This window comes from Actinomadura pelletieri DSM 43383, from assembly GCF_003634705.1.
In the GTDB taxonomy this organism is placed as follows: Bacteria; Actinomycetota; Actinomycetes; order Streptosporangiales; family Streptosporangiaceae; genus Spirillospora; species Spirillospora pelletieri.
This window is the reverse complement of record NZ_RBWU01000001.1, coordinates 1,377,598-1,397,814: the sequence shown is the minus strand read 5'-3', so window position 1 is coordinate 1,397,814 and position 20,217 is coordinate 1,377,598. Positions and strand designations below refer to the sequence as shown.

Here is a 20,217-nt window from a genome sequence, read left to right as displayed (position 1 = left end):
CACTCCTTCCCATTATTGTCGCATTCGCCGGGGAATTGCCGGTGGGCGTTCGGCGGGCCTGCCATGACCATCCGGTCGGGGTTCCTCCGGCGGCACGGCGACATCGGGCGCGGTGACGTCGCGGGTGACGTCGGCCAGGTGCGCCATCGTCCGGGAGAGGTCGTAGGCGGCGGCAGCGGCGGCCGCCTCCCGGCCCTCCCGCTCCGCGACCCCGGGGACGAGCAGCCGGGTGGTGATCTCCTTGGCGAGCGCGGCGGGATCGTTCACGGGCACCAGCGCGCCGACCCCGGGACGGACGACCTCCGCGATGCCGGGAATGTCCGTCCCGACGAGGGGGCGTCCGGTGGCGAGGGCCTCCAGCGCGGTCAGCGGCAGCCCCTCCCACCGGGACGGCAGGACGACGACGTTGGCCGCCGCCAGCCAGTCACGCGGATCCCGCACGGTCGGGACGAACAGCACACCCGCCACGGGTTCGCGGCGCAGCGCGTCGAGGTCATCGCCGCCACCGACGATCGCGAGCCGCGCGTCCGGGCACCGCGCCGTGACGTCCGACCAGGCCTCGACCAGGACGTCCTGTCCCTTCTGCCGGGTCACCCGGCCGACGCAGACGGCGAGTGGCACGGCGGCGGGCATCCCGAGCCGGGTCCGCGCGGCCAGCCGGTCGGCGCCGTCGGCGGGCCGGAACCGGCGGCGGTCGACGCCGTTGCGGACGACCCGGAACGGCCCGCGCACGCCCGCGAGCGTCCCCTCGCTCAACTCCCCGACCCCGACGCAGACGAGCGCGTCGGTCCACCGCGCCGCCGCCCGTTCCCAGCGGAGGCTGAGGGCGCGCTGGCGGCCGGTCGCGGCGAGCCATGACCAGCCGTGCGGTTGGAAGATCGTGGTCGTGCCGCCGGGGCGGCCGAGCAGTCGTCCCGCGAGGCCGGCCTTGGAGGAGTGCAGGTGGACGACGTCCGGTTCGAAGCCGCGCACGAGGCGGCGCAGGGCGAGCGCCTCCAGCGGGGTCCGGGGGCCGGGGGCGCGTGCGGCGGGCCACGGGAACCAGGGCACGCCCGCCGCCGCGCACCGCGCGGGCAGGTCCCCGCCCGGCGGGCAGGCGACCGCCACGTTCCAGCCGCGTCCGCGCTGGTCACCGGCCACCTGCCCGACGTAGACGGCGACCCCGCCCGCGTTCGGCTGGCTGACGTGCAGCACCCGGATCGGTGCCGTGTCAGCCGTGTCGGCCGTGTCAGCCGTGTCGGCCATGGCCCGTCCGCCGCCGCTCGGACAGGCGCGCGCGGGTCCGGGCCAGACCGGCGAACGCGGCGGCCGACGCCGACCGCCCGAGGATGATCCGCTGGTTCTGCACGAAGTCCGGCCGCCATTTCAGCTTGTACGGTTCGACGCCGCGCAGCAGGCTGACGCCCTGCCGGTGCCGTTCCCGCGCGATGGCGAGGTCCTCGCGCAGCAGCATCAGCGAGACGTCCACGCGGGCGCGCAGGTCGGGGACCGCGCCGTACAGGTAGGCGCCGACATGGCGGTGCCCGATGAGGACGAGGTCGCTGGCGACGAGCCGCTCCCGCGACCGGTACTGGAGGACGGCGGCGCGCCCGTCGCGGACCATCCCGGTGGCGGCCTCGGCGAGGTGGCGGCCGAACCGTTCCCGCGTGTGCTCGGGATTGATGGGGCGGCCCCGCCACTGCCGGACGTGCAGGTCCAGCAGGGCGTGGACGGCGTCCGCCACCCCGTCCGCCGGAACGGACTCCACCGTGAGGCCGTGCACGTCGATCTTGCGAAGTTTGGCGCGCATCTTCCCGGCGGAGCGGCGCGGCAGCCGGTCGAGGACCTCGTCGATCCCGTCGACGGGCAGTTCCAGGCACATCGACGACGGCAGCCGCCATGCCCGGTGCGGCCACCGCGCCGCGACCAGGTGCGCCGCCGACCCGGGACGGACCTCGCGCAGGTCGACGGCGCACGCTCCGCGCTCGTCCAGCAGTGCCCTGACCAGATGCCGGACGGCGCCGTCCGCGTACACGGGATCGAGGAGGAAGTCGGTGAAGTCGCTCTGCTCCGCCGCGATCGGCACCAGCACCGGGAACCCGTGCCGGACGCTCGCCATCAGCGGCGCCGCCGCGACGAGCCGTCCCCGGCGCCGGACCAGGACGAGCCGGAGCCGCCCGCGCGTCCCGTACCAGCCCCACCACGCCTTGATCCACTCGTAGGTCTGGAACGGCGTCGCTGCGGGGCTGCGGTCGTAGAGGTCGCGCAGTTCGTCGGCCGCGCCGATGAGCGACTGTTCGTCCCGGTGGACCTCCGCCGTCCAGTCGACCGCCGGAGAGGCGAGCCGGGCGGCGGGCGCGACGGCCGTCACGATCCCACCTCCGCGAGCCGACGGGCGGACTCGGGCCGCTCCGCGCCGGACCCGCCGCGCGGAGGCCGCCGCCCGCTCAGCACGGCGGCGCTCAGCCCGGCGAGCAGCACACCCGACGCGGTGCCGACGGCGACGCCGAGGGGCAGGTTCGGCGATGTCGGCGCGGACGGCGGCACCGCGAGGCTCATCAGCGTGACCCGGACCCCGGTTTCGGCGCGGTGGGTCGTCCCGTACCGGACGAGCGCGTCGGCGGCGGCGTTGGCGAACCCGGCGGCGACCCGGGACGTCCGTCCGCTGCCGGTGAGCCGGATCAGCGGCGTGTCCGGCGAGGTGGACGCCCGGACATGGTCGCGTGTCCGGCCCGGCTTGACCTTCGGCAGCGGGCGTGTGGAGTACCGCAGCGTCTCCGGCAGCGGCGCGAGCCGCCCGTACGCCTGCGCGAAGCTCACCGCCGCGGGGGCGGTCCGTCCGTCATCGGTCTCCTCCACGACCAGCACGAACGCGGTCGCGGTGTAGGTGGTGGGCGCGAACAGCGCGTATCCGAGCCCGCCGAGGAACCCGGCCAGGACCAACGCGATCGACACCCCGAAGCGGCGCAGCGTCGCGACGATCGCGCCACGCCACCTTCCTTCGCCGTCAAGTGGCGGCATCATGAGCCCTTTCTCGTGTCGGAACGGTTTCGGGCGTCTCGGCCCGGTAGAGCCGGGTGAGCCGGGCGGCCTGCTCGGCGATGGCGTAGCGGCCGACGACCGGCGGCACGACCGTCCTGTCCCGGTTCGCCGCCGACTCCAGGACCCGCCGGAGTTCGGCGGTCCAGGCCCGCACGTCGGAGGGCAGGCGCCGGGCGTTCGGGGCCTCACCGGGCGGAAGGTCGTCGAGGGCCGGGCAGGTCGTGTAACGGACGGGCAGCCCGGCGGCCAGGGCCTCCACGACCCCGAGGCCGAAACTCTCCTGGACGGACGGCGCGGCGAGCACGTCCATCGCGGCGAGCGCGCCCGGCATGTCCGACACCTCACCGGCGAAGGTCACCCGGTCGGCGACGCCGAAGGCCCGCACGAGCCGTTCGAGCGGCTCCCGCATCGGGCCCGTCCCGGCGACCAGCAGCCGGACGCCGTCCAGCCTGGCGACCGCCTCGACGACCAGGTCGAACCGTTTCGTGGGGACGAGCCGACCGGCCACACCGACGACGGGTTCGTCCGCGCCGATGCCGAGCCGCCGCCGTGTCTCGGTGCGCCGCTCGGCGTCGAACGCGAACTCCGCCGCGTCGACGCCGTTCGGGATCACGACGATCCGGCCGGGCCGCACCCCCCAGCCGCGCAGCCGGGCCGCGACGGTCGGCGACACCGCGACGGTCACCGACCCGAGCCGTTCCGTCGTCCGGTACAGCGCCCGGACGCCGCGCGTCGTGGAACGTCCTTCGATGTGGCCGTCGCCCAGCGAATGCTCGGTCGCGACGACACGGGACGTACCGGCCAGACGGGCCGCGACCCTCCCGTACACGCACGCCCGGTACAGGTGCGTATGGACGACGTCGTACCGTCCCCGCCTGATCACCCGCACCAGCCGGGGCAGCGCGGCGAGGTCCCGGTTCCCGCGCATCCCGATCTCGTGGACGGTCACCCCCGCCCGCCGGATCTCCGCGCCGACCGACCCGACCCGGGTCAGCACCGCGACCTCGCTCGCGACGGGAAGATGCCGCAGCAGCAGCGCGAGCTGCCGTTCCGCGCCACCGCGCTCCAGCCCGGTGATCACGTGCAGGACCCGGGTCACACGCGGCTCCGGTGCCGCAGCTCATGCCGGACGACCTTCGCCCGGAGCCGCAGCGGCCCGTCCCGGTCGCCGACATAGGTGCGGGGCAGCGCGTGCCGCTGCGGCTCGTCGGGACCGATGTCGCAGGCGTAGTCGTATCCCGCGGCCCGTACCGCCGCCACCTCCCGGGGCGTGGCGTGCCCGTACGGGTAGGCGAACCCGGTGACGGGCCCGTCGACCAGTTCCTCCAGCGCGGCCCGGCTCTCCTCCAGTTCCTCGCGCAGTTCGGTCTCATCGGTTTCGGGCAGGGAGACGTGGTGCCGTCCGTGCGAGGCGACCTCGATGCCCGCGTCCGCGACGGTTCGGAGCTGGTCGGACGTCATGAGCGGTTTGCGGGGGCCGTCGTCCCACGCGTTGTAGGTGCCGATCCGTCCGGTGACGACGAACACCGTGGCGCCGAACCCGTAGCGCAACAGCACCGGAAGGGCCCGGGTCGCGAAGTCGGCGTAGCCGTCGTCGAAGGTCAGCCCGACGAGGCCGCGGGCCCGTCCGGCGGCGTGCGCGTCCAGGTATTCGCGCATGCCGACACCGCGCAGTTCCCTCGCCCGCAGCCACGCCATCTGCCGCGCGAACCGCGCGGGCGACACCGTCACCAGGTGCGGGTCCTCATCGAAATGGTCGACCGAGTGGTACATCAGCACCAGCGGCACCGGTCGGATCTCCTCCGTCGGACGCGCGGGCGCCGTCACTCGTGTCGGTTCGGTCGGCTGGCTCACTGCTCTCCCCCGATTCGGTTCTGCCACGACGAAATGAAGCGATAAGAAGGTCGGGTGCGATCAGGACGGTCAGCACCACGAAAGCCGCCCCTGTCACCACCCCGCCCACGACGAGTTCCACGACCGCGCCGCCACCGAGCAGCGCGGCGGTGAACGCACCGGCGCCGCACGCCCCGACGGCGGCGAGCACGAGCCGGGAAACGTCCACGCCGACCCGGCGCAGCGAGATCGGCGCGACGCCCGTCCGCAACCCGGCCAGCAGCAGGACGGCGGCGAGCGTGATCCCGGCGGCGTTGGCGGCGGCGAGCGCGACCGTCCCGGCGGACGCGACGAACACGCCACCGATCACGGCGGTGACGGCGAGGCCGAGGCCCAGCACCAGCGCGGGCCGCCAGGTCGGTCTGCGCTGCGCGAAGAACGCCCGCGCGGCGAGCCCGACGGCCGACTGCCCCCACAGCCCGAGCGCGTACACCCGCATGATCGACGCGGTGTTGTCGGTGTCGGCGGACGTGAACTCCCCGTGCTCGAACAGCACCCTGACGATGGTGGGCGCGAACGCGACGAGGAACGCCGTCGCCGCCAGCACCATCGCGCTCGCGACCACAAGGTCCTGCTGGATCCGGCGGGCGACGAGCCGGGTGTCGCCGTCCGCCGAGGCCCGCGCGAGCCGGGGGAACGTCACCGTCACGATCAGCAGCGACAGGATCATCGGCACCTGCGCGACCTTCTGCGCGTAGTTCAGGTGCGAGATCGACCCGGCGGCCAGCCCGGAGCCGAAGAACCGCTCGACGAACACCTGCGCCTGCCGGGTCACGGTGTAGACGACGGCGGGTGCGACGGCCGCGAACCCCATCCAGACCTCGACCATGTCCGGCGTGCCGCGCTCGCGGAGCGATTCGCGGGGGGTGGCGCGCAGGCAGCGCAGGAACGCGGGCAACTGGACCGCGATCATTAGAAAGCTGCCGCAGGCGACGCCGATCATGATGCTCGTGATGCCGACGAGACCGGACAGCCCGCCGATCAGGGCGAGCACGCCCACGTTGTACGCGAGATAGATCGCGGCGGGCGGCCCGAACCTGTGGTGGGCACGGAGCGCGGCGCTCATGAACCCCGCCACCCCGAACGTCAGCACCGTGATCGCCGTCAGCCGGACGCCCTGGACGGCCGGGCCCCGCTCGGTCAGGCCGGGGGCGAGAACGTCCACCAGGACGGGCGCGGCCACCATCAACGTGACCGTGACCAGCGACAACCCCAGGACCATGCGCGGCACCACCGTGCCGATGAGCGGGCGCAGGCCGTCGCCCCGCGCGAGCAGCCGCGTGACGACGGGCACGATGAGCAGCGCCATCGCGTCCTCGATGAGCAGTGGGGAGGCGGTCTCGGGGATCGTCCAGGCGACGAGGAACGCGTCCGTGCCGCCGTCCGCGCCGAACAGGTGCGCCACCGTCAGGTCGCGGGCGAACCCGAGCCCGGTCCCGGCGGCGATCAGCACTCCGGACAGGGCGGCGGCCCGGCCGACCGACGTCATGCGCGCACCGTCCCGAACGCCCGTGCCGCCACCGCCCCGAGGACGACCGCGACGAGCGCGCACGTCGGCCCGCCCAGATCGGCGTACAGAAAGTTGACCAGCAGGAACGTCACCAGCGCGACGCTCGCGAGCCAGAGCGGGTCCCGGCTGCGGCGCCGCCGCCACAGCCCGGCGAGCAGCGCGCCGAGCAGCGCCATGAGCCCGGCGAAACCGACCACGCCCTGCTCGGCCAGGAACAGCAGGTACTCGTTGTGCGGCGACAGGAGCGGCTGACGGACGTACCCGTTCGCCGCGTCGGCGGTCTCGCTGCCCGACGACAGTTCGAGGCCCGCGTAGGCGTCGCGGTAGGCCGGGAAGTTCTTCACCCCGACCCCGGTGACGGGATTGTCCTCCCATATCCGGACGGCGGCGCCCCAAAGGTGGTAGCGGTCGGTCACCGACCGGTCCGGTTCGTGAACCGAGCCGACCATCGACTTCGACCGGTCCACGATGGTCTGCGACCCGCCGCCCGCGACGGTGACCATCACGAACATCAGCGCGGCGCAGCACGTCAGCACCTTGACGGCCGTCCACCGGTCGAACAGCACCAGCACGAGCACGGCGGCGGCGCCGAGCGCGAGCCAGGTGCCGCGGCTCAACGCGACCGCCAGCGCGACGGCGAGCACGCCGAGGCCGGCGAGCGCGGCCACGACGACGGTGACGCCGCGTCCGGGGGCGGCCATCGCGAACGCGGTCAGCACCAGGAACGCGAACCCGACCACGATGGACATGGCCATGACGTCCAGCGACCCGAACGTCCCCACCGCCCGGATGGTCTGGCCGCCCATCGACGCGCCGTTCCCGGTGGCCGACTGCCAGATCCCGTACGTGGCCTCGCCCAGTCCGAGCCCGAGCAGCGACGCGCAGACGATCGAGAGGTCACGGCGGTCCCGGACGAGCACGACCACGGCCAGCGGCACCAGCACGAAGATTTGTAAGGCGCGGACGAACCCGGGCAGGCTCGACGCGATGTCGGCGGAGCACACCGTGCTGATCCCGAGCCCCGCCACCAGCGGCCCGAACGCCAGGAACGCGGCGCGCGGCAGCACGACCCGCCTGGTGACCAGCAGGAAGGCGGCGGCCAGCACCAGCCCGGCGCTGGCGACGTCCCCGAACGTGACCTGCACACCCGGGCCGAACGACTCCGAACCGGGCGGCGCCCCGACACTGACCACGGCCGCGGCGACCAGCCAGCTCGGCCGCCGGAGACCGGCCAGCCGCCAGGGGAGGGGAAGCGCGGATACCGTCATCCCGCGTCCCGGAAGATCATCGCCCGGACGGTCAGCAGCAGGATCTTCAGATCGTCGGTGAACGTCCAGTGGTCGATGTAGTGGTTGTCGAGCCGGGCGCGCAGCTCGATGGAAGTGTCACCCCGGAACCCGTGGATCTGCGCCCATCCCGTCAACCCGGCGGGCACCCGGTGCCGCAGCGAGTATCCGGGGCACGTCCGGGAGAACTGCTCCACGAAATGCGGCCTTTCGGGACGCGGCCCCACCATGCTCATGTCACCGCGAATGACGTTCCACAGTTGCGGAAGCTCGTCCAGCGACGTGGCCCGCAGGAATCGCCCGACCTTCCCGACGCGTTCTCCGTCGACCGTCCAGCGGGTGTCGGACTCGCGCTCGTCGACCGGCCGCAACGTCCGGAACTTCAACAGGACGAACTCCTTGCCGCCGAGCCCGACGCGCCGCTGCCGGAACAGCACGCCCGGACCGTCCAGTCGCACCGCGACGGCACACGCCACGAACACCGGCAAGGCCATCAGCAGCAGCAACGCCCCGACCCCCACGTCGAGCAGCCGCTTCGCGCACCTGGCGGACGGCTCCCGCAGCCCCCACCCGACCCGCGCGCAGGTCAGCCCGGCGAGCTGTTCCCGCCGCGCCACCGGCACCGGCACCATGTCCGACGGCGGCCGGACGAGCAGCGTCTCGCACGGCAACCCGAACGAGACGTGCAGGACCGTTCCCAGCTGATCCGGGTGGACGTCCTCGGCGACCACGACCAGGACATCGACCCCGTACCGCTCGACAAGCGCGGGCAGGTCGGCGATCTCTCCCACCAGAGGCGCCACGGGCTCCCCGTGAACCCCGGCCGCCACCTGCCCGACCGCGGCCAGCCCGAACTCCCCGCGTTCCCGCAGGATGCCGATCAGATGAGCGGACGTCCCACCCGTCCCGACCACCAGCGCAGGCCGCGCCCACGACCGCCGAAACCGGTACGTCCTGACCGCCGCGTTCACGAACGCCCGGACACCGAGCGCCGACCCCCCGGCCACCACGATGATCCACAACCAGGCGAGGGTCGCGTCCCGCACCGGGCCAAGCAGCAGCACCGCCGCGCCCACACCCGCCGTCCGAACGAGCACCCGCGGCGCGTCCGCCAGCAGCGACGGGCTCCGCCGCACCCGGTAGAGCCCACCGGCCGCATTGCACACGATGATCGCCACGGCCGCCGCGCCCGGCAGCGCCGCACCCGGCCCCGGCCGCAGCGCCGCCACCGCGACCGCCATCGCCCAACCGTCCGCCACGGCGACGCACACCGGGCCCAACATGCCCAGCACCCGCGCGCCCGCCCCGCGATACGGACGGTCCGGCGCGACGACCGCCGCACCGGAGGTGAGATCGGACGCACCGGAGTCGATGGAGGGACTCAACCCCTGGGTACTCATCGCGCGCCCCTTCACCGGATTCACTGGAGGATGCCCCGGCGTTCAAGCCGGGCGAGGAACCCGGACTCCGCCAGGACCACAAACGTGTCTTCTTGTGAACTCCACCGCCGCAAAGCGTCGGCCTTCCCGCCTTTCACCAGGTGACCCGACATGAACCGGCACGGCGGCCACAATCCAGCATCGCGCGCCCCCGCACGCGGATCGCCGCTTTTGACCGCCGCCTTCCCAATCTTGAATAGAAGATCAAGACCAGGCCCCCGGCCTGCGGGAACGTCCCCGGAAAGCCCCATCACCGCGCCAAAGTGATCATCCGTTCCCGGCGGCATTTCCCCCACGCCGGAATTCCGCCAATTATTTCCGGAAGCGTCCCACCGCCGCACGGGACACGAGGGATCCGGAAACCGGTCACAGGTGGCCGACCTTCGCGGGACAATGGACCCCATCGGACGTGTCGACCCGCCCGCCCGCCACCACGCGGGCCGGAACATCAGGCCCGTTCCGTAAGCGATCTTGATGCCGGGGTGCGGGCCCGGCGGGCTGATGAGGGAGAGCGGTGCGAGGCAAGGCGTTGGCGATGGCGCTGGTCCTGGGGCTGGCGACGGCATGCGGCGGAGGCGGCGGCGACAGCGGCGGCGGGACGACCACGAAGGGCGGTGACGAGGGCACCCCGCAGGTGACGATCACCCCCGCGAACGGCGACGGCAAGGCCCGTCCCGACACCGGGGTGACCGTCAAGGCGTCCGGCGGAACACTCGGTCCGGTCTCGGTGAAACTCAAGGGAGCCGACGTCCCCGGCGCCCTGTCCGCCGACAAGACCACCTGGCGCTCCACCTGGACCCTGAAACCCGGCGGCTCCTACGAGGTGTCGGCCACGGCGACCTCCCCCACCGGCAAGACCACCACGGCGACCAGCGCGTTCCGCACCAGCCGCGCCACGGCCGCCACCCGGATCAACAACGTGGTCCCGAGCCAGAACGAGACCGTCGGCACCGGAATGCCGGTGTTCGTCCAGTTCAACAAGGCCGTCCCCGAAAAGGCCAAGGCCGCCGTCGAGCGCAGCATCGAGATCTCCTCGACCACGCCCACCGAGGGCTCATGGCGCTGGCTCAGCCCCGGCGAGTCCTTCAACGGCCTCCCCTCGGTGGTCTTCCGCCCCGCCCGCCCATGGAAGCCGCACCAGAAGGTCACCGTCACCGTCCACTACGCGGGCCTGAAGATCGGCGACAACGTCTTCGGCGACCGCGACGTCACCCGCACCTTCCGGATCGGCGACTCCCACACCATCAACATCAGCGCCAAGACCCACCGCGCGGTCGTCAAGAAGAACGGCCGCGTCATCCGCACCTGGCCGGTCAGCCTCGGCAAGGGCGGCGACGTCCAGCGCGACGGCGTCGACCACCTGATCACCACCAGCGGCGTCCACCTCACCATGGACCGCAGCCTCCTGGAACGCATGCGCCCGCCCGGCAAGAAGAAGGGCGACCCCGGCTGGTACGACGAGAAGGTCCCGTGGGCGACCCGCATCTCCAACAGCGGCGAGTACATCCACCAGAACATGGACGACCCGTCCTGCCTCGGCCGCCGCAACTGCAGCCACGGCTGCGTCCGCTCCCCGTCCGCCGACGCCCAATGGTTCTACAACTGGTCCTACCGCGGCGACATAGTCACCATCACCGGCACGAACCGCCCCCTAACCTGGTGGAACGGCTGGGGCTACTGGCAACTCCCCTTCACAAAGTGGACAAAGGGCAGCGCCCTAGGCAAACCCATAACCACCACCCCCCACCCCTGATCACCAGGTGGACGGGTACATGCGGCGCTTGAGGAGCAGGTCGACCTGCTCCGCGGCCGCCTTGGCGTCCCCGCACGGAGACAGATAGGCGGCCCTCCGGACGTCGTGGTAGCCCCAGAGCCCCCGGCCGCAGACCCGCACGTCGATGACGATCCCGACATCGTCGGCGACGCCGCTCGCGTACACCCAGAGCAGCGGCCGGGGGAACTCGCGCCCGTACAGCTTCACGCACCGCCACCCGCGCACCTTGACCGCGAGCGCCAACACGTCCAGGTACCGGACGGCGGTCCGCCTCCGCCGCCACGTCCACCACCGGCTCAACACGCGACCGCCGCCCACACCCACTTCCCGACCGGCGGCGTCGCCTTGACCCCGCAGCCGGACGCGAGCGCCTGAACGATCTGAAGCCCCCGCCCGCCCTCCTCCAACGCCAACGCGTCACCCCGAATGTCATCCAGGGTCACCTCCACAACCGGCCGCGCCACCGGCATCCCATCACCCGGATCCCACACCGCCACCACGACGGCCCCGACGTCCCGGGTGAACTTGACCCGAATTTCCCGATCCGGCGCACTTTGCACCGCATTGGCGACCAATTCACCGGCCACCAGAAGCACATCCCCGGCGACCCGCTCCAGCCCCCAGTCCGCAAGCCGGAACCCCACCAACGACCGCACCATCCCCGGCACCGTCCCGGCGGCCCGACAAGAAATGTCCAACTCGCCCACCTGCACCACTTTCGCCACCATTTCCCCCTCCTCCTTTTCTTTGCATTCTTCGAACAAGCGTGGCGCCAAGGAGTTAGCTTGTCGCTATTCCGTGAAAGACCCGGAAGTCGGATGAGAGGGGCACCGGCAGAATGAACGTCAACGAGCCACCTGACCCGAGGCTCAACCTCTGGGCGACCATCGCGTTCTACCTGCGGTTTTTCCGCACACAACACGGCCAGACCGGCGACACCGTCGCGCGCTGGCTCAACCGGTCCCGCTCCTCGATTTCCAGACTCGAGAGCGGCGAATCACAGCTCAAGGAGAACGAGGCCAAGATCCTGGACGCCCGATGGAACACCGGCGGCCTGTTCGGCGTCCTTCTGTGGTTCGCTCGCCTGGGCCATGACCCGAATTGGAACAAGAACTACCTAGCCTTCGAGGAACGTTCGTCCGAGATCCGCATGTACGAGGGCCAACTGGTTCCGGACCTGTTCCAAACCCCCGGCTACGCACGCGCGCTGCTATTGGCTGGCCGCCCCAAAAACCTGGAAAAGTCTGTCGAAGCTCGCATAGCGCGCCAGACGGTCTTGCATAGAGCGAGCGCCCCGGAAGTTTGGGTACTCATCGCAGAGACGGTCCTGGGGCCGGACGTAGGCGGACGAGACGTGATGCGGGAGCAGATCGCGCACCTGATCCGGCTTTCGCACCTTCCGAACGTGATCTTGCGCATCGTTCCAAACAGTGCGGGCGCCAACGAAGGCCTAGATGGACCGTTCAAGGTCCTGAGGGTCAAGGAGGGCGAGATCGGTTACCTTGTAGCGCCAAACGGGGGCCGACTAGAGTTGGACACCGAAGAGGTGGCGGGCCTGCGGAAAAGGTTCGACCGCATCGGTGCCATAGCACTACCCGTGGAGATGTCCCGGGCACTACTCAAGGACGCAATGGAGAACACGTGATGACGACTCCCCCCGAATGGCGCAAGAGCAGCCGAAGCACAGGTGGCACCTCCGAGCAGTGCGTGGAACTCGCGCAACTTCCCACCGGCATCGGCTTCCGCGACAGCAAAGCCCCTCACACCCCCCATCTCACCCTCACCCCCGACGCCTTCACCACCCTCCTCACCCAGGCAAAACACGGCAAGCTGGACCCCTAAAGGAGCAGGCCATGGCCACATGGCGGAAGTCCAGTCACAGCGACGAGACCGGAGGTCACTGCGTTGAGATGGCCGCGATCCCCGGCGCCATCGCCATCAGAGACAGCAAAACCCCTTACGCCCCCACCGCACCCTCACCCCTGCAGCCTTCGCCACCCTCCTTCACCAGGCGAAACAGGGCGACCTCGACTACTGAGGGAGCAAACCATGACCACATGGCGCAGATCTATTAGGTCGGAGGATCATGGCAACTGCGTCGAGCTGGCTGCCCTACCCGACACCATCGCCATCAGAGACAGCAAAGCTCCAGACACCGGCCACCTCAACCTCACCCCCGACGCCTTCGCCGCCCTCCTCACCCAGGTAAAGCACGGCAAGCTGGACCTCTAAGGAGCGGGCCATGGCCACATGGCGCAAATCCAGTCACAGCGAGAGCACCTCGACCCAGTCAGACTGCGTTGAGGTAGCTGATCTGGGCCAAGAGCTCGGCATCCGCGACAGCAAGGCTCCCCACACACCCCACCTCACCCTCACCCCCGCAGCCTTCGACGCTCTTCTCGTCCAGGCGAAGCGAAACGAGCTGAACCTCTGAGGAGTGCTATGCCCGCATGGCGTCGTGCGGGCCAGGCGGCGCCTATGGGGATGAGTGCGTCGAGGTCAATGAGCCTGGCGTGAGCGTCGGGTACAGGGGTGGCAAGGCCTCGAGCACAGGCTGCCTTGCACTCATCCCCGCAGGCTTCGCTGTTCTCCTCGGACGGTGATCGGCAGGTTGTGCGGCAGTGTCTTGCCTGTACTGAGTGCGGCTCGGGGGTTGCCCTGAAGCGGTATCAGAGTTGATCTGTCCGATCTCTTTCGTACAGTGGTGGGGACGCGGCGCCTGGCGCGGCCCGATCGAGGGATTGCCACTGACCGATTTGGTTTCGAGCATGGCAGGCTCTGGTCATTGGTCTGGCGGGTTCCGCTGCGGCGCATGGACCATCTTCGAGGAGCCCGTCTTCTACCAGGAGCGATCATGACGACGCTGCATTTGACGACCGATGGCCTGCCGCCGACTGATCGCTTTCCGTTCTGGTACGACGTGGTGCTGCGCAGCCAGGTGCCTTGCTACATCCGCAGTGCGGAAGTTGCCGCCTTTCATGCTTCCCTGCACTCCTTGAGCCTGGGCGAGGTGCAGATCTCGGAGGCGTCGGGCGCGCCGATACGGTCGTCTCGCCCGGCCAAACTGATCCGGTCGGATGACCCCGATCTCTATGGCTTCTTCTTCATACTTCAGGGAGTCATCGGGTATGCCACGAAAGATCATCGAGTGGTGCTCAGAGCGGGGCAGTCCTTGATTATGGACACCCATCTTCCCTCGGAGGGCTGGCAGGCCTCCCGGTACGCGCGGGCACTGATGGTCGGGGTTCCTCGTAACGAGCTACGGCTGCCCACCCGTGTGATCGACGATATGATCCCGGGCCCGCTGGACACGCGGACCGGAATGGGAGCGGTGCTGGTGAGCCATCTTCAGCAGGTGCTGCGCCAAGCCGACACCTACTCCAGTGTCGACCGGTCGGCACTGGCCCGGATCACCCTGGACCTGACCGCAGCCGCCCTTGCCCAGCACCTGGACATCGACAACGCCGTCGATGATGCCACCCAGCGAAAGACGCTGCTGGCACAGATCTATCACTTCATCGATCAGCATCTCGCCGATCCCGCCCTCTCCCCTGCCACCATCGCCGCAGCTCATCGCATATCGGTCCGCTACCTCCATAAACTTTTCGAATCCGAGGAACTGACCATAGGCGCCTGGATCCGGCACCAGCGGCTGCAACGCTGTCACCGCGACCTGGCCGATCCTCGTCTCGCCGGGCACCCCGTGCACGCCATCGCCGCTCGCTGGGGACTCACCGACCGCGCCCACTTCACTCGAACCTTCCGCTCCACCTACGGCATGACACCCGGTGAGTTCCGCCGCGCCAGCCACGACGCCGGCCGTGCCGCCGGCTGAGTGCACTCAGCCCCACACACAGTGCACTCCTTGACAATGACACGCCCAGCCACCGCGTGCCACACTTCACTAAACGCCAATTTCAGCGGGGAGAAAAAGTGGGATGCCAGGGGGCTCGGCACGTGGTGAACAACGTCCGCTGCGGGTCGCGTTTTTCGTGCGTCTCGACGTTTGACCGATCGCCTTTGACTTCGGAATCCTGAGCGTATTTTACGCCAGCCTTCGGGCCACAGGCGTTTGGAAGGGGACGGGGTGACCAAAAGAGCTGTATGAGTTGGTTGCGTCGGTGAAGGACGTCCCAGGGATGCCTTCGACGCCGACAAGGATGTCTCGGGGGCAGCGGGGGCGCGTCCTAGACGTCCAGGACGCGTCGAACAGCCCAACGGTGACCACAACATCCTCCACCCTGACGACGTCGAGATCCTCTCCGTCATGGCGATTCGGCGTCGGGGCTCCACTTCGGGGTGGCCGCCGTCGAAAGGGACGAACGCCGGAGACCACCGACGGCGTCGAGTCGTCGGTGGTCCCGGCCTTCGTGGCACGTTGGCACCCTAGGGAATGAGGCGCACCGGAACCGCCGTTCACGAGGATCGGCGTGGGTCAGGGCACTCTTTCCAGGCGAATTCATAGAGGTCGTCGTTGGGTAGTTCGAGGAAGTTCCTTCTGGACTTGTCCGGGGCGTCAACGAGCAAGTTTGTCTGGATGCGGATGAGGCGATCCTCGCCGCACGGGTTGTACCGCAGTTCGGTGTCGGCGGGCGGAAGTTGCCGGAGCCCTGTGAAAGGGCCGCTGAGCTTCTCCGTTCTCGTCGGTATGCCCTGATCGCCCGTGAAGAAGGTCCGCACCCACAAAGTAGCCGTGGTACCGGTCCTCAGTTGCCCACGAACGGTGTAGGTCACCGGCTTGAGGGCAAAGGTGTGGCTCGACGGAATATCGTGATCAAGGATCAGGTCGCAGCCTTTATGGAGTTCACCTTCTCCTGAGCCGGGGCCGATCTTGGCAGCCATCGAGCCCAGTCCGAGGGTGAATCCGGTGTGATCCTTCTTGAGGGAAAGCCTTATTTGCGCGGCCGGGCCGGGCGGGCATCCTGTACCGGAGAATTCCCTCACCTTCAGGGTCATCTCCGTGGGCGGGATGGGGTCGGCGGACGCCGTGGAGGTCAGACAGGGCAGGACGAGAGCGGCACTCAGGGCCACGAGCATCGTGCGTCCGGTGTTCACCATTGGGCAGCACTCCAGGCCAGGCGTGAGCGAAGGCCGTGCCGGTGGCCGGTACAGCCGCGATGATCCTGGCGCCGGGAATCACCATCAGACTAATTCCGGTTATCAAACAATGTCAATGTTGAATTCGTTCTGTTTCCTTTCACCTTTTAACTTGAAGGGCACCAATACCTCCACCGGCCTCCGATCAACTCTCCCGCACCGAGCACGGTGACCTGCCGGTTCCTGCCCGGCATCGACATTCCAGAGCGACGCCCGCGCAAGGTGCAACCAGCACGCTCGTCCGGCGGCACCTAGGCCTTTATTAGTTGGTGGCCGCCGTCGACGAAGATGTGAGCGCCGGAGACGGCACGGAATCCATCGTCGGTGATCGTGGCGATAAGGGCCGCGACGTCGTCGGGTTCGGTGATTCGGCCGAGGACGGAGTTCTCGGCGATGAATGTGTCACGTTCCGAGGTGCGGGCCGCGCGGGTCGCCTCGGTGTTGACCAGGCCGGGGGCGACGGTGTTGACGGTGATCCCATGGCGGCCCGCCTCGGCTGCGATCTGGCGGGCAAAGGTGTTGAGGGCTGCTTTCGCGGTGGCGTGCGAGAGCGCACCCGGCATGACCACGTCAGCGAGCACGCTCGAAACGTAGACGATCTGCCCGGACCGCTGCTCAAGCATCCGCTCAAGGGCGCGCTGTGTGACGTGGAAGACGGCCGCCAGTTCGCCCACGACCTTCGCGGAGAAGTCCGTCCAGCTCATCGCGCTCGCCGGGGCGAAGGTGGGGGCGATGTTGGCGTTGCAGACCAGAAGGTCGATCCGAATTCCGTCGGCGATGAGGTCGGCGACCTCGGCCGGATCTCGCACATCGGCCTGCACGGCTTCGGCCGTACCACCCGCCGACTCGATATCGGCGACCACCGCTCGCGCCGCCTTCTCGCTGCGGTGGTAGTTGACGATCACGTGATATCCGCGCCTGCCCAGGCGGGTCGCGGTCGCGGCGCCGATCCCGCGGCTCGCACCGGTGATGAGAGCGGTCCTGTTCATGTGCTTCCTCCGCGTCGACTTTCCGTGCTCGCCGAACGTACGGAACGCCGCTAACTTTTGGAAAGTACATACCTCTAGGTAAGCTGATGAGGCTGCGGGTGGTTTCCAGATGGGAAGAGGGCTGCCAAGGAAATGGGTGACGCATTTCATGTCGACTGCCCGGCCCGCGCCGTCCTCGACCATGTCACCAGCCGATGGGCCACGCTGATCCTGACCGGCCTGCGTGACGGGCCACTCCGGTTCTCGGAACTGCGCGCCAAAATCGAGGGCATCAGCGAGAAGATGCTGTCCCAGACACTCCGCACCCTGGTGGAGGACGGCCTGATCGCACGCACAGTGCACCCGTCCACACCCCCGGCCGTCAGCTACCGGCTCACCGAACTCGGCAACGGCCTCACGCACCTGCTGCACGGACTGATGACCTGGATCGGCGAGCACGCCGACGAGGTCCAAGCCGCACGCACCACCTACCGAGAATCCGCGTCACTCACGCCCCAGTGACGCACACGCCCCATCTCAGGTGGTGCGGGCCACTGCCACAGCGGACGAAGACCACACCGCTGGCGTCGAAAGGACCTGGCATCATCCCGGACCGGCTCTCCTTCACCGCGTCGACCCGTCCGACCGGCGGTCGCCAGTAGTTGGGGGAGTTGCGGGCAACTTGTGGTTGGGGGTGTTCGTTGGGAGCGCGTGGCCGTTCTTGTTTTCATAACGATTCCCGGGCTTGTGGTCGGGCTGGTCGCGTTCGCCGGTCTCGATCGGGTGGGGCTGTGGGGGCAGCGCCGGTTCCATTTGCCGTGGCGGCGGGACGAGGTGGGGCGTCCGATCTCGGCGGTCGCGGTCGGTGAGTTGGACGCCTTCTTTCACGGCACGCATCGTCACCAGCAGGAGCAGCGCCGCATGTCGTTGATTCTGCGGGACGAGGAGAACGACGGCGCGCCGCCGCGGACCCGCATCGATCTCGATGCCGGGATCGCGGTTGTTCGGCGTCCGTCCGACCCTGTTTGAGCCGGTTCGGGGGAAGCTGACGTATCTGCGTCATGTATCGCCTTCTTGTCTGGATGTCGGCGCCATCTGCTCCCTAGCGTGGTGACTTCGTCCAGGGGGGAGAGCGATGGTCGTCGTCACCGAGCTGTACACCTACCCGGTCAAGGGATGCGCGGGGGTCCTGTCGACCGAGACGGCGTTGACGGAGGCCGGGCCGGCGCATGACCGCACGTTCATGGTGGTCGACGAGGGTGGGGTGGCACGGACGCAGCGGCGGGATCCACGGCTCGCGGTCGTCCGGCCCGAGATCGACGAGGGGGGTCGGCGGTTGACGCTGCGGGCGCCGGGTGTTGATGCGTTGCGCGTCGATGTCGAGGTGGGCGCCGGTCGGCGGGCGGTGGAGATGTTCGGGACGGCCTATCAGGGCATCGACCAAGGGGACGCCGCGGCGCGGTGGCTGACGGGGGTGCTCGGGAAGCCGAGCAGGCTGGTTCGGGTGCCGCCCGAGCATGATCGGGTGACCGATGGGTGGACGCCGGGCACGTCCGGTTACGCCGACAGTTGTGCGGTGCTTTTTGTTTCTCGGGCCAGTCTGAAGGCGTTGAACGCCCGGGTTGAGGGCCCGGCAATTCCGATGAACCGGTTTCGTCCCAACATCGTGGTCGACGGTTGGGACCGGCCGCATCGTGAGGACGAGGCGCGCCGGATCGTCATCGGGAATGGCGAGTTGGGTTTCGCCAAGCTCGCCATTCGGTGCGCCGTCACCATGGTCGACCAGCACACCGGCGTCAAGTCGGGGCCCGAGCCGCTCCGCACGCTCGCCACCTACCGGCGGGCGTCCGAGGGTGGGGTGGCGTTCGGCGCCAAATTCGCCGTGGTGCGTCCCGGCAAGCTCGCCGTGGGCGATGAGGTCGTGGTCACCTCGTGGGAAGAACTTGAGTGAACCTGGATTGGGAGGAGTTCTGGGCCGGTCTCTGGCCGGTGTGGCGACGTGTTCTGGCGGGCACCGAGTCGCCGACGCCGCCGCCCGCCGGGCCGATTCTGCGGCGTCGCCGTCTCACCACCGATTTCGCGTGGGTCGGGACGTTCGAGCCGGTCAGGTACCTTCCGGCGGTGACTGAGGCGCTTCTGTGGGACGACAACGGCATGGACCTCGGGCCCCTGACCGGGCGTCATTGGGAGTTGCTGCACCTGGGCGGTCCGGCCGTGATCGACATCGGTGAGTTGAGCGGCACCCCGGTCGACCACCTCGCGTTGACGGTCGTGGACGTGCGCGACATCGTCCGCTTGCGCGAGATTCCGGGCCTGCGGTCCCTGACTTTGGCGCACGGCGATTTCGGGGAACTCCCGGCGCTCGACCGCCTCATGGAATTGACCATTTATGCCGAGGTGACCGTCGATACCGCTCGGAACCCTGGTCTGCGGGTCGTCCGGCGGGACGAAATGTACTTTCCTCCCTTCGGCCCCGACGACGTGGACGTTTGATGCGGCCATAACCGTGCCGATGCCTACGACAGGTCGATTGACTCGATGCTCATGCCCGGCCGGGGACGACGGACGGTCCGGCGATGCGGATGGCAGCCGTCACCACCTGTCCGGGGAGTACGGCCTGAGCCACAGGATGACCTGGAGGGTCACTGACTTGAACCAGGCCTGGTGCATGCGCTCGACGTCGGCTTCGCCGTGGCCCTTCTTCGCGAGGAACGGACGCATGGTCGCCGTGATCGGGTAGATGAAGGCGACCATGTAGCGCAACGGAATATGGGGAACGGACGGAGCGTCGTCGGTCTGGTTCTTCTTCTCGTAGGTGTGCCGCAGGCTGATTTCGTGGGCGTAGGAGAGCCATTCCTGGTCGTGCGGGCGGCGGCACGTGTCCAGGATCCACTGGCCGAACCGGCCGCGGACGCGTGTCAGGTAGTCCTCCAAGAGCGTTCCGTCCGGGGTCGAGAAGTAGGCGGCGAGGTGCGGGTGAGCGGCCACGAAGCCGTACCAGACGTCCAGGACGTCCTCGACCTGGCTTTCCAGGACGTCTCCCGCCATGCGCAGGGCCTCCCGGTCCTCGGCGGTGAACAGCACGCTCGCCTCCAGCTTGGCGAGCTCCTCCAGCGAGACGGGGCTGGGCGGGGTCGAACCGTAGGTGTATCCGGCCGGGGCCTGTGTCGTCATGACGGTACCTCTTATCTATAGGACTCCTATGCATATATAGAGAGGAGTCCTATAG

Annotated in this window: 24 protein-coding genes; 11 read left to right on the top strand and 13 right to left on the bottom strand. The window is 69.3% G+C overall.

Annotated features, from left to right (window positions below; all coding sequences use genetic code 11):
• Positions 1-12: 12 nt before the first annotated feature.
• Genes BZB76_RS06350 through BZB76_RS06315 form a run of 8 tightly spaced genes read right to left on the bottom strand, consistent with a single transcriptional unit; the run spans position 13 to position 9,110 of the window.
• Entirely contained in the window at positions 13-1,245 is a 1,233-nt protein-coding gene (locus BZB76_RS06350) for a glycosyltransferase (RefSeq protein WP_121433290.1), read from the bottom strand.
• Entirely contained in the window at positions 1,229-2,350 is a 1,122-nt protein-coding gene (locus tag BZB76_RS06345; RefSeq protein WP_121433289.1) for a GNAT family N-acetyltransferase, read from the bottom strand. Before BZB76_RS06345 ends, BZB76_RS06350 begins: the two co-directional genes overlap by 17 nt.
• Complete coding sequence (locus tag BZB76_RS06340) at positions 2,347-3,003, bottom strand: YveK family protein (protein ID WP_121433288.1); 657 nt, start codon at positions 3,001-3,003, stop codon at positions 2,347-2,349. Before BZB76_RS06340 ends, BZB76_RS06345 begins: the two co-directional genes overlap by 4 nt.
• The gene (locus tag BZB76_RS06335; protein WP_246006774.1) at positions 2,987-4,120 is read right to left on the bottom strand and encodes a glycosyltransferase; all 1,134 of its coding nucleotides are present in this window, start codon (positions 4,118-4,120) and stop codon (positions 2,987-2,989) included. Before BZB76_RS06335 ends, BZB76_RS06340 begins: the two co-directional genes overlap by 17 nt.
• Entirely contained in the window at positions 4,117-4,809 is a 693-nt protein-coding gene (locus BZB76_RS06330) for a polysaccharide deacetylase family protein (RefSeq protein WP_246006773.1), read from the bottom strand. Before BZB76_RS06330 ends, BZB76_RS06335 begins: the two co-directional genes overlap by 4 nt.
• Positions 4,766-6,403 carry a lipid II flippase MurJ gene (locus BZB76_RS06325; RefSeq protein WP_121433287.1) on the bottom strand — a complete coding sequence of 546 codons (1,638 nt, stop codon included), beginning with the start codon at positions 6,401-6,403 and terminating at the stop codon, positions 4,766-4,768. The genes BZB76_RS06330 and BZB76_RS06325 overlap by 44 nt, the downstream gene beginning before the upstream one ends.
• Entirely contained in the window at positions 6,400-7,692 is a 1,293-nt protein-coding gene (locus BZB76_RS06320) for an O-antigen ligase family protein (RefSeq protein WP_121433286.1), read from the bottom strand. Before BZB76_RS06320 ends, BZB76_RS06325 begins: the two co-directional genes overlap by 4 nt.
• Positions 7,689-9,110: a sugar transferase gene (locus tag BZB76_RS06315; protein ID WP_147449345.1), complete on the bottom strand. Its 1,422-nt coding sequence runs from the start codon at positions 9,108-9,110 to the stop codon at positions 7,689-7,691. The genes BZB76_RS06320 and BZB76_RS06315 overlap by 4 nt, the downstream gene beginning before the upstream one ends.
• 553 nt (positions 9,111-9,663) lie before the next feature.
• Here BZB76_RS06315 and BZB76_RS06310 point away from each other — a divergent pair.
• Positions 9,664-10,902 carry a L,D-transpeptidase gene (locus BZB76_RS06310; RefSeq protein WP_246006772.1) on the top strand — a complete coding sequence of 413 codons (1,239 nt, stop codon included), beginning with the start codon at positions 9,664-9,666 and terminating at the stop codon, positions 10,900-10,902.
• Here the strand turns inward: BZB76_RS06310 and BZB76_RS06305 are convergent, their stop codons facing one another.
• Together BZB76_RS06305 and BZB76_RS06300 are read right to left on the bottom strand one after the other, a co-directional pair.
• Positions 10,903-11,226, bottom strand: a complete 324-nt coding sequence (locus tag BZB76_RS06305; protein ID WP_211342847.1) for a hypothetical protein — start codon at positions 11,224-11,226, stop codon at positions 10,903-10,905.
• Positions 11,220-11,651: an ATP-binding protein gene (locus BZB76_RS06300; RefSeq protein ID WP_121433282.1), complete on the bottom strand. Its 432-nt coding sequence runs from the start codon at positions 11,649-11,651 to the stop codon at positions 11,220-11,222. The genes BZB76_RS06305 and BZB76_RS06300 overlap by 7 nt, the downstream gene beginning before the upstream one ends.
• A 110-nt stretch (positions 11,652-11,761) precedes the next feature.
• Between BZB76_RS06300 and BZB76_RS06295 the strand changes: the two genes are divergently transcribed.
• The 6 genes from BZB76_RS06295 (at position 11,762) to BZB76_RS06270 (ending at position 14,758) form a co-directional block, all read left to right on the top strand.
• Positions 11,762-12,568 (top strand): helix-turn-helix domain-containing protein, encoded by an 807-nt coding sequence (locus BZB76_RS06295; RefSeq protein ID WP_121433281.1) that lies wholly within the window; start codon positions 11,762-11,764, stop codon positions 12,566-12,568.
• Positions 12,568-12,765, top strand: coding sequence for a DUF397 domain-containing protein (locus BZB76_RS06290; RefSeq protein WP_121433280.1), 198 nt, complete (start codon positions 12,568-12,570; stop codon positions 12,763-12,765). Before BZB76_RS06295 ends, BZB76_RS06290 begins: the two co-directional genes overlap by 1 nt.
• Positions 12,766-12,776: 11 nt before the next feature.
• Positions 12,777-12,998: a DUF397 domain-containing protein gene (locus tag BZB76_RS06285; RefSeq protein WP_211342846.1), complete on the top strand. Its 222-nt coding sequence runs from the start codon at positions 12,777-12,779 to the stop codon at positions 12,996-12,998.
• Positions 12,973-13,155 (top strand): DUF397 domain-containing protein, encoded by a 183-nt coding sequence (locus BZB76_RS06280; RefSeq protein ID WP_121433279.1) that lies wholly within the window; start codon positions 12,973-12,975, stop codon positions 13,153-13,155. The genes BZB76_RS06285 and BZB76_RS06280 overlap by 26 nt, the downstream gene beginning before the upstream one ends.
• A gap of 10 nt (positions 13,156-13,165) precedes the next feature.
• Complete coding sequence (locus BZB76_RS06275) at positions 13,166-13,357, top strand: DUF397 domain-containing protein (protein WP_121433278.1); 192 nt, start codon at positions 13,166-13,168, stop codon at positions 13,355-13,357.
• Positions 13,358-13,777: 420 nt separating this feature from the next.
• Positions 13,778-14,758, top strand: coding sequence for a helix-turn-helix domain-containing protein (locus BZB76_RS06270; RefSeq protein ID WP_170180523.1), 981 nt, complete (start codon positions 13,778-13,780; stop codon positions 14,756-14,758).
• A gap of 581 nt (positions 14,759-15,339) precedes the next feature.
• Here BZB76_RS06270 and BZB76_RS06265 read toward each other — a convergent pair.
• Together BZB76_RS06265 and BZB76_RS06260 are read right to left on the bottom strand one after the other, a co-directional pair.
• Positions 15,340-15,981: a DUF4360 domain-containing protein gene (locus BZB76_RS06265; RefSeq protein WP_121433276.1), complete on the bottom strand. Its 642-nt coding sequence runs from the start codon at positions 15,979-15,981 to the stop codon at positions 15,340-15,342.
• 290 nt (positions 15,982-16,271) lie between these two features.
• The gene (locus BZB76_RS06260; RefSeq protein ID WP_121433275.1) at positions 16,272-17,009 is read right to left on the bottom strand and encodes an SDR family oxidoreductase; all 738 of its coding nucleotides are present in this window, start codon (positions 17,007-17,009) and stop codon (positions 16,272-16,274) included.
• A 132-nt stretch (positions 17,010-17,141) separates the two neighbouring features.
• On the opposite strand from BZB76_RS06260, the gene BZB76_RS06255 reads away from it, so the two are divergent.
• The 4 genes from BZB76_RS06255 (at position 17,142) to BZB76_RS06240 (ending at position 19,481) form a co-directional block, all read left to right on the top strand.
• Positions 17,142-17,510 carry a winged helix-turn-helix transcriptional regulator gene (locus BZB76_RS06255; RefSeq protein WP_121433274.1) on the top strand — a complete coding sequence of 123 codons (369 nt, stop codon included), beginning with the start codon at positions 17,142-17,144 and terminating at the stop codon, positions 17,508-17,510.
• 189 nt (positions 17,511-17,699) lie between these two features.
• Positions 17,700-18,017, top strand: coding sequence for a DUF6191 domain-containing protein (locus BZB76_RS06250; RefSeq protein ID WP_147449343.1), 318 nt, complete (start codon positions 17,700-17,702; stop codon positions 18,015-18,017).
• A gap of 106 nt (positions 18,018-18,123) precedes the next feature.
• Positions 18,124-18,939 (top strand): MOSC domain-containing protein, encoded by an 816-nt coding sequence (locus BZB76_RS06245; RefSeq protein ID WP_121433272.1) that lies wholly within the window; start codon positions 18,124-18,126, stop codon positions 18,937-18,939.
• A complete protein-coding gene (locus BZB76_RS06240; protein WP_121433271.1) occupies positions 18,936-19,481 on the top strand; it encodes a hypothetical protein in 546 nt (181 codons plus the stop codon). The genes BZB76_RS06245 and BZB76_RS06240 overlap by 4 nt, the downstream gene beginning before the upstream one ends.
• Before the next feature lie 99 nt (positions 19,482-19,580).
• On the opposite strand, the gene BZB76_RS06235 is transcribed toward BZB76_RS06240, so the two are convergent.
• Positions 19,581-20,162 (bottom strand): protoglobin domain-containing protein, encoded by a 582-nt coding sequence (locus tag BZB76_RS06235; protein WP_121433270.1) that lies wholly within the window; start codon positions 20,160-20,162, stop codon positions 19,581-19,583.
• Between the last annotated feature and the right edge of the window lie 55 nt (positions 20,163-20,217).

Coding starts and splice junctions, on each gene's coding strand:
- BZB76_RS06295 (WP_121433281.1), top strand. CDS start 11,762: ATGAACGTCAACGAGCCACCTGACCCGAGGCTCAACCTCTGGGCGACC.
- BZB76_RS06300 (WP_121433282.1), bottom strand. CDS start 11,651: ATGGTGGCGAAAGTGGTGCAGGTGGGCGAGTTGGACATTTCTTGTCGG.
- BZB76_RS06350 (WP_121433290.1), bottom strand. CDS start 1,245: ATGGCCGACACGGCTGACACGGCCGACACGGCTGACACGGCACCGATC.
- BZB76_RS06265 (WP_121433276.1), bottom strand. CDS start 15,981: ATGGTGAACACCGGACGCACGATGCTCGTGGCCCTGAGTGCCGCTCTC.
- BZB76_RS06255 (WP_121433274.1), top strand. CDS start 17,142: ATGGGTGACGCATTTCATGTCGACTGCCCGGCCCGCGCCGTCCTCGAC.
- BZB76_RS06320 (WP_121433286.1), bottom strand. CDS start 7,692: ATGACGGTATCCGCGCTTCCCCTCCCCTGGCGGCTGGCCGGTCTCCGG.
- BZB76_RS06285 (WP_211342846.1), top strand. CDS start 12,777: ATGGCCACATGGCGGAAGTCCAGTCACAGCGACGAGACCGGAGGTCAC.
- BZB76_RS06340 (WP_121433288.1), bottom strand. CDS start 3,003: ATGATGCCGCCACTTGACGGCGAAGGAAGGTGGCGTGGCGCGATCGTC.
- BZB76_RS06290 (WP_121433280.1), top strand. CDS start 12,568: ATGACGACTCCCCCCGAATGGCGCAAGAGCAGCCGAAGCACAGGTGGC.
- BZB76_RS06260 (WP_121433275.1), bottom strand. CDS start 17,009: ATGAACAGGACCGCTCTCATCACCGGTGCGAGCCGCGGGATCGGCGCC.
- BZB76_RS06235 (WP_121433270.1), bottom strand. CDS start 20,162: ATGACGACACAGGCCCCGGCCGGATACACCTACGGTTCGACCCCGCCC.
- BZB76_RS06270 (WP_170180523.1), top strand. CDS start 13,778: ATGACGACGCTGCATTTGACGACCGATGGCCTGCCGCCGACTGATCGC.
- BZB76_RS06315 (WP_147449345.1), bottom strand. CDS start 9,110: ATGAGTACCCAGGGGTTGAGTCCCTCCATCGACTCCGGTGCGTCCGAT.
- BZB76_RS06325 (WP_121433287.1), bottom strand. CDS start 6,403: ATGACGTCGGTCGGCCGGGCCGCCGCCCTGTCCGGAGTGCTGATCGCC.
- BZB76_RS06275 (WP_121433278.1), top strand. CDS start 13,166: ATGGCCACATGGCGCAAATCCAGTCACAGCGAGAGCACCTCGACCCAG.
- BZB76_RS06245 (WP_121433272.1), top strand. CDS start 18,124: ATGGTCGTCGTCACCGAGCTGTACACCTACCCGGTCAAGGGATGCGCG.
- BZB76_RS06280 (WP_121433279.1), top strand. CDS start 12,973: ATGACCACATGGCGCAGATCTATTAGGTCGGAGGATCATGGCAACTGC.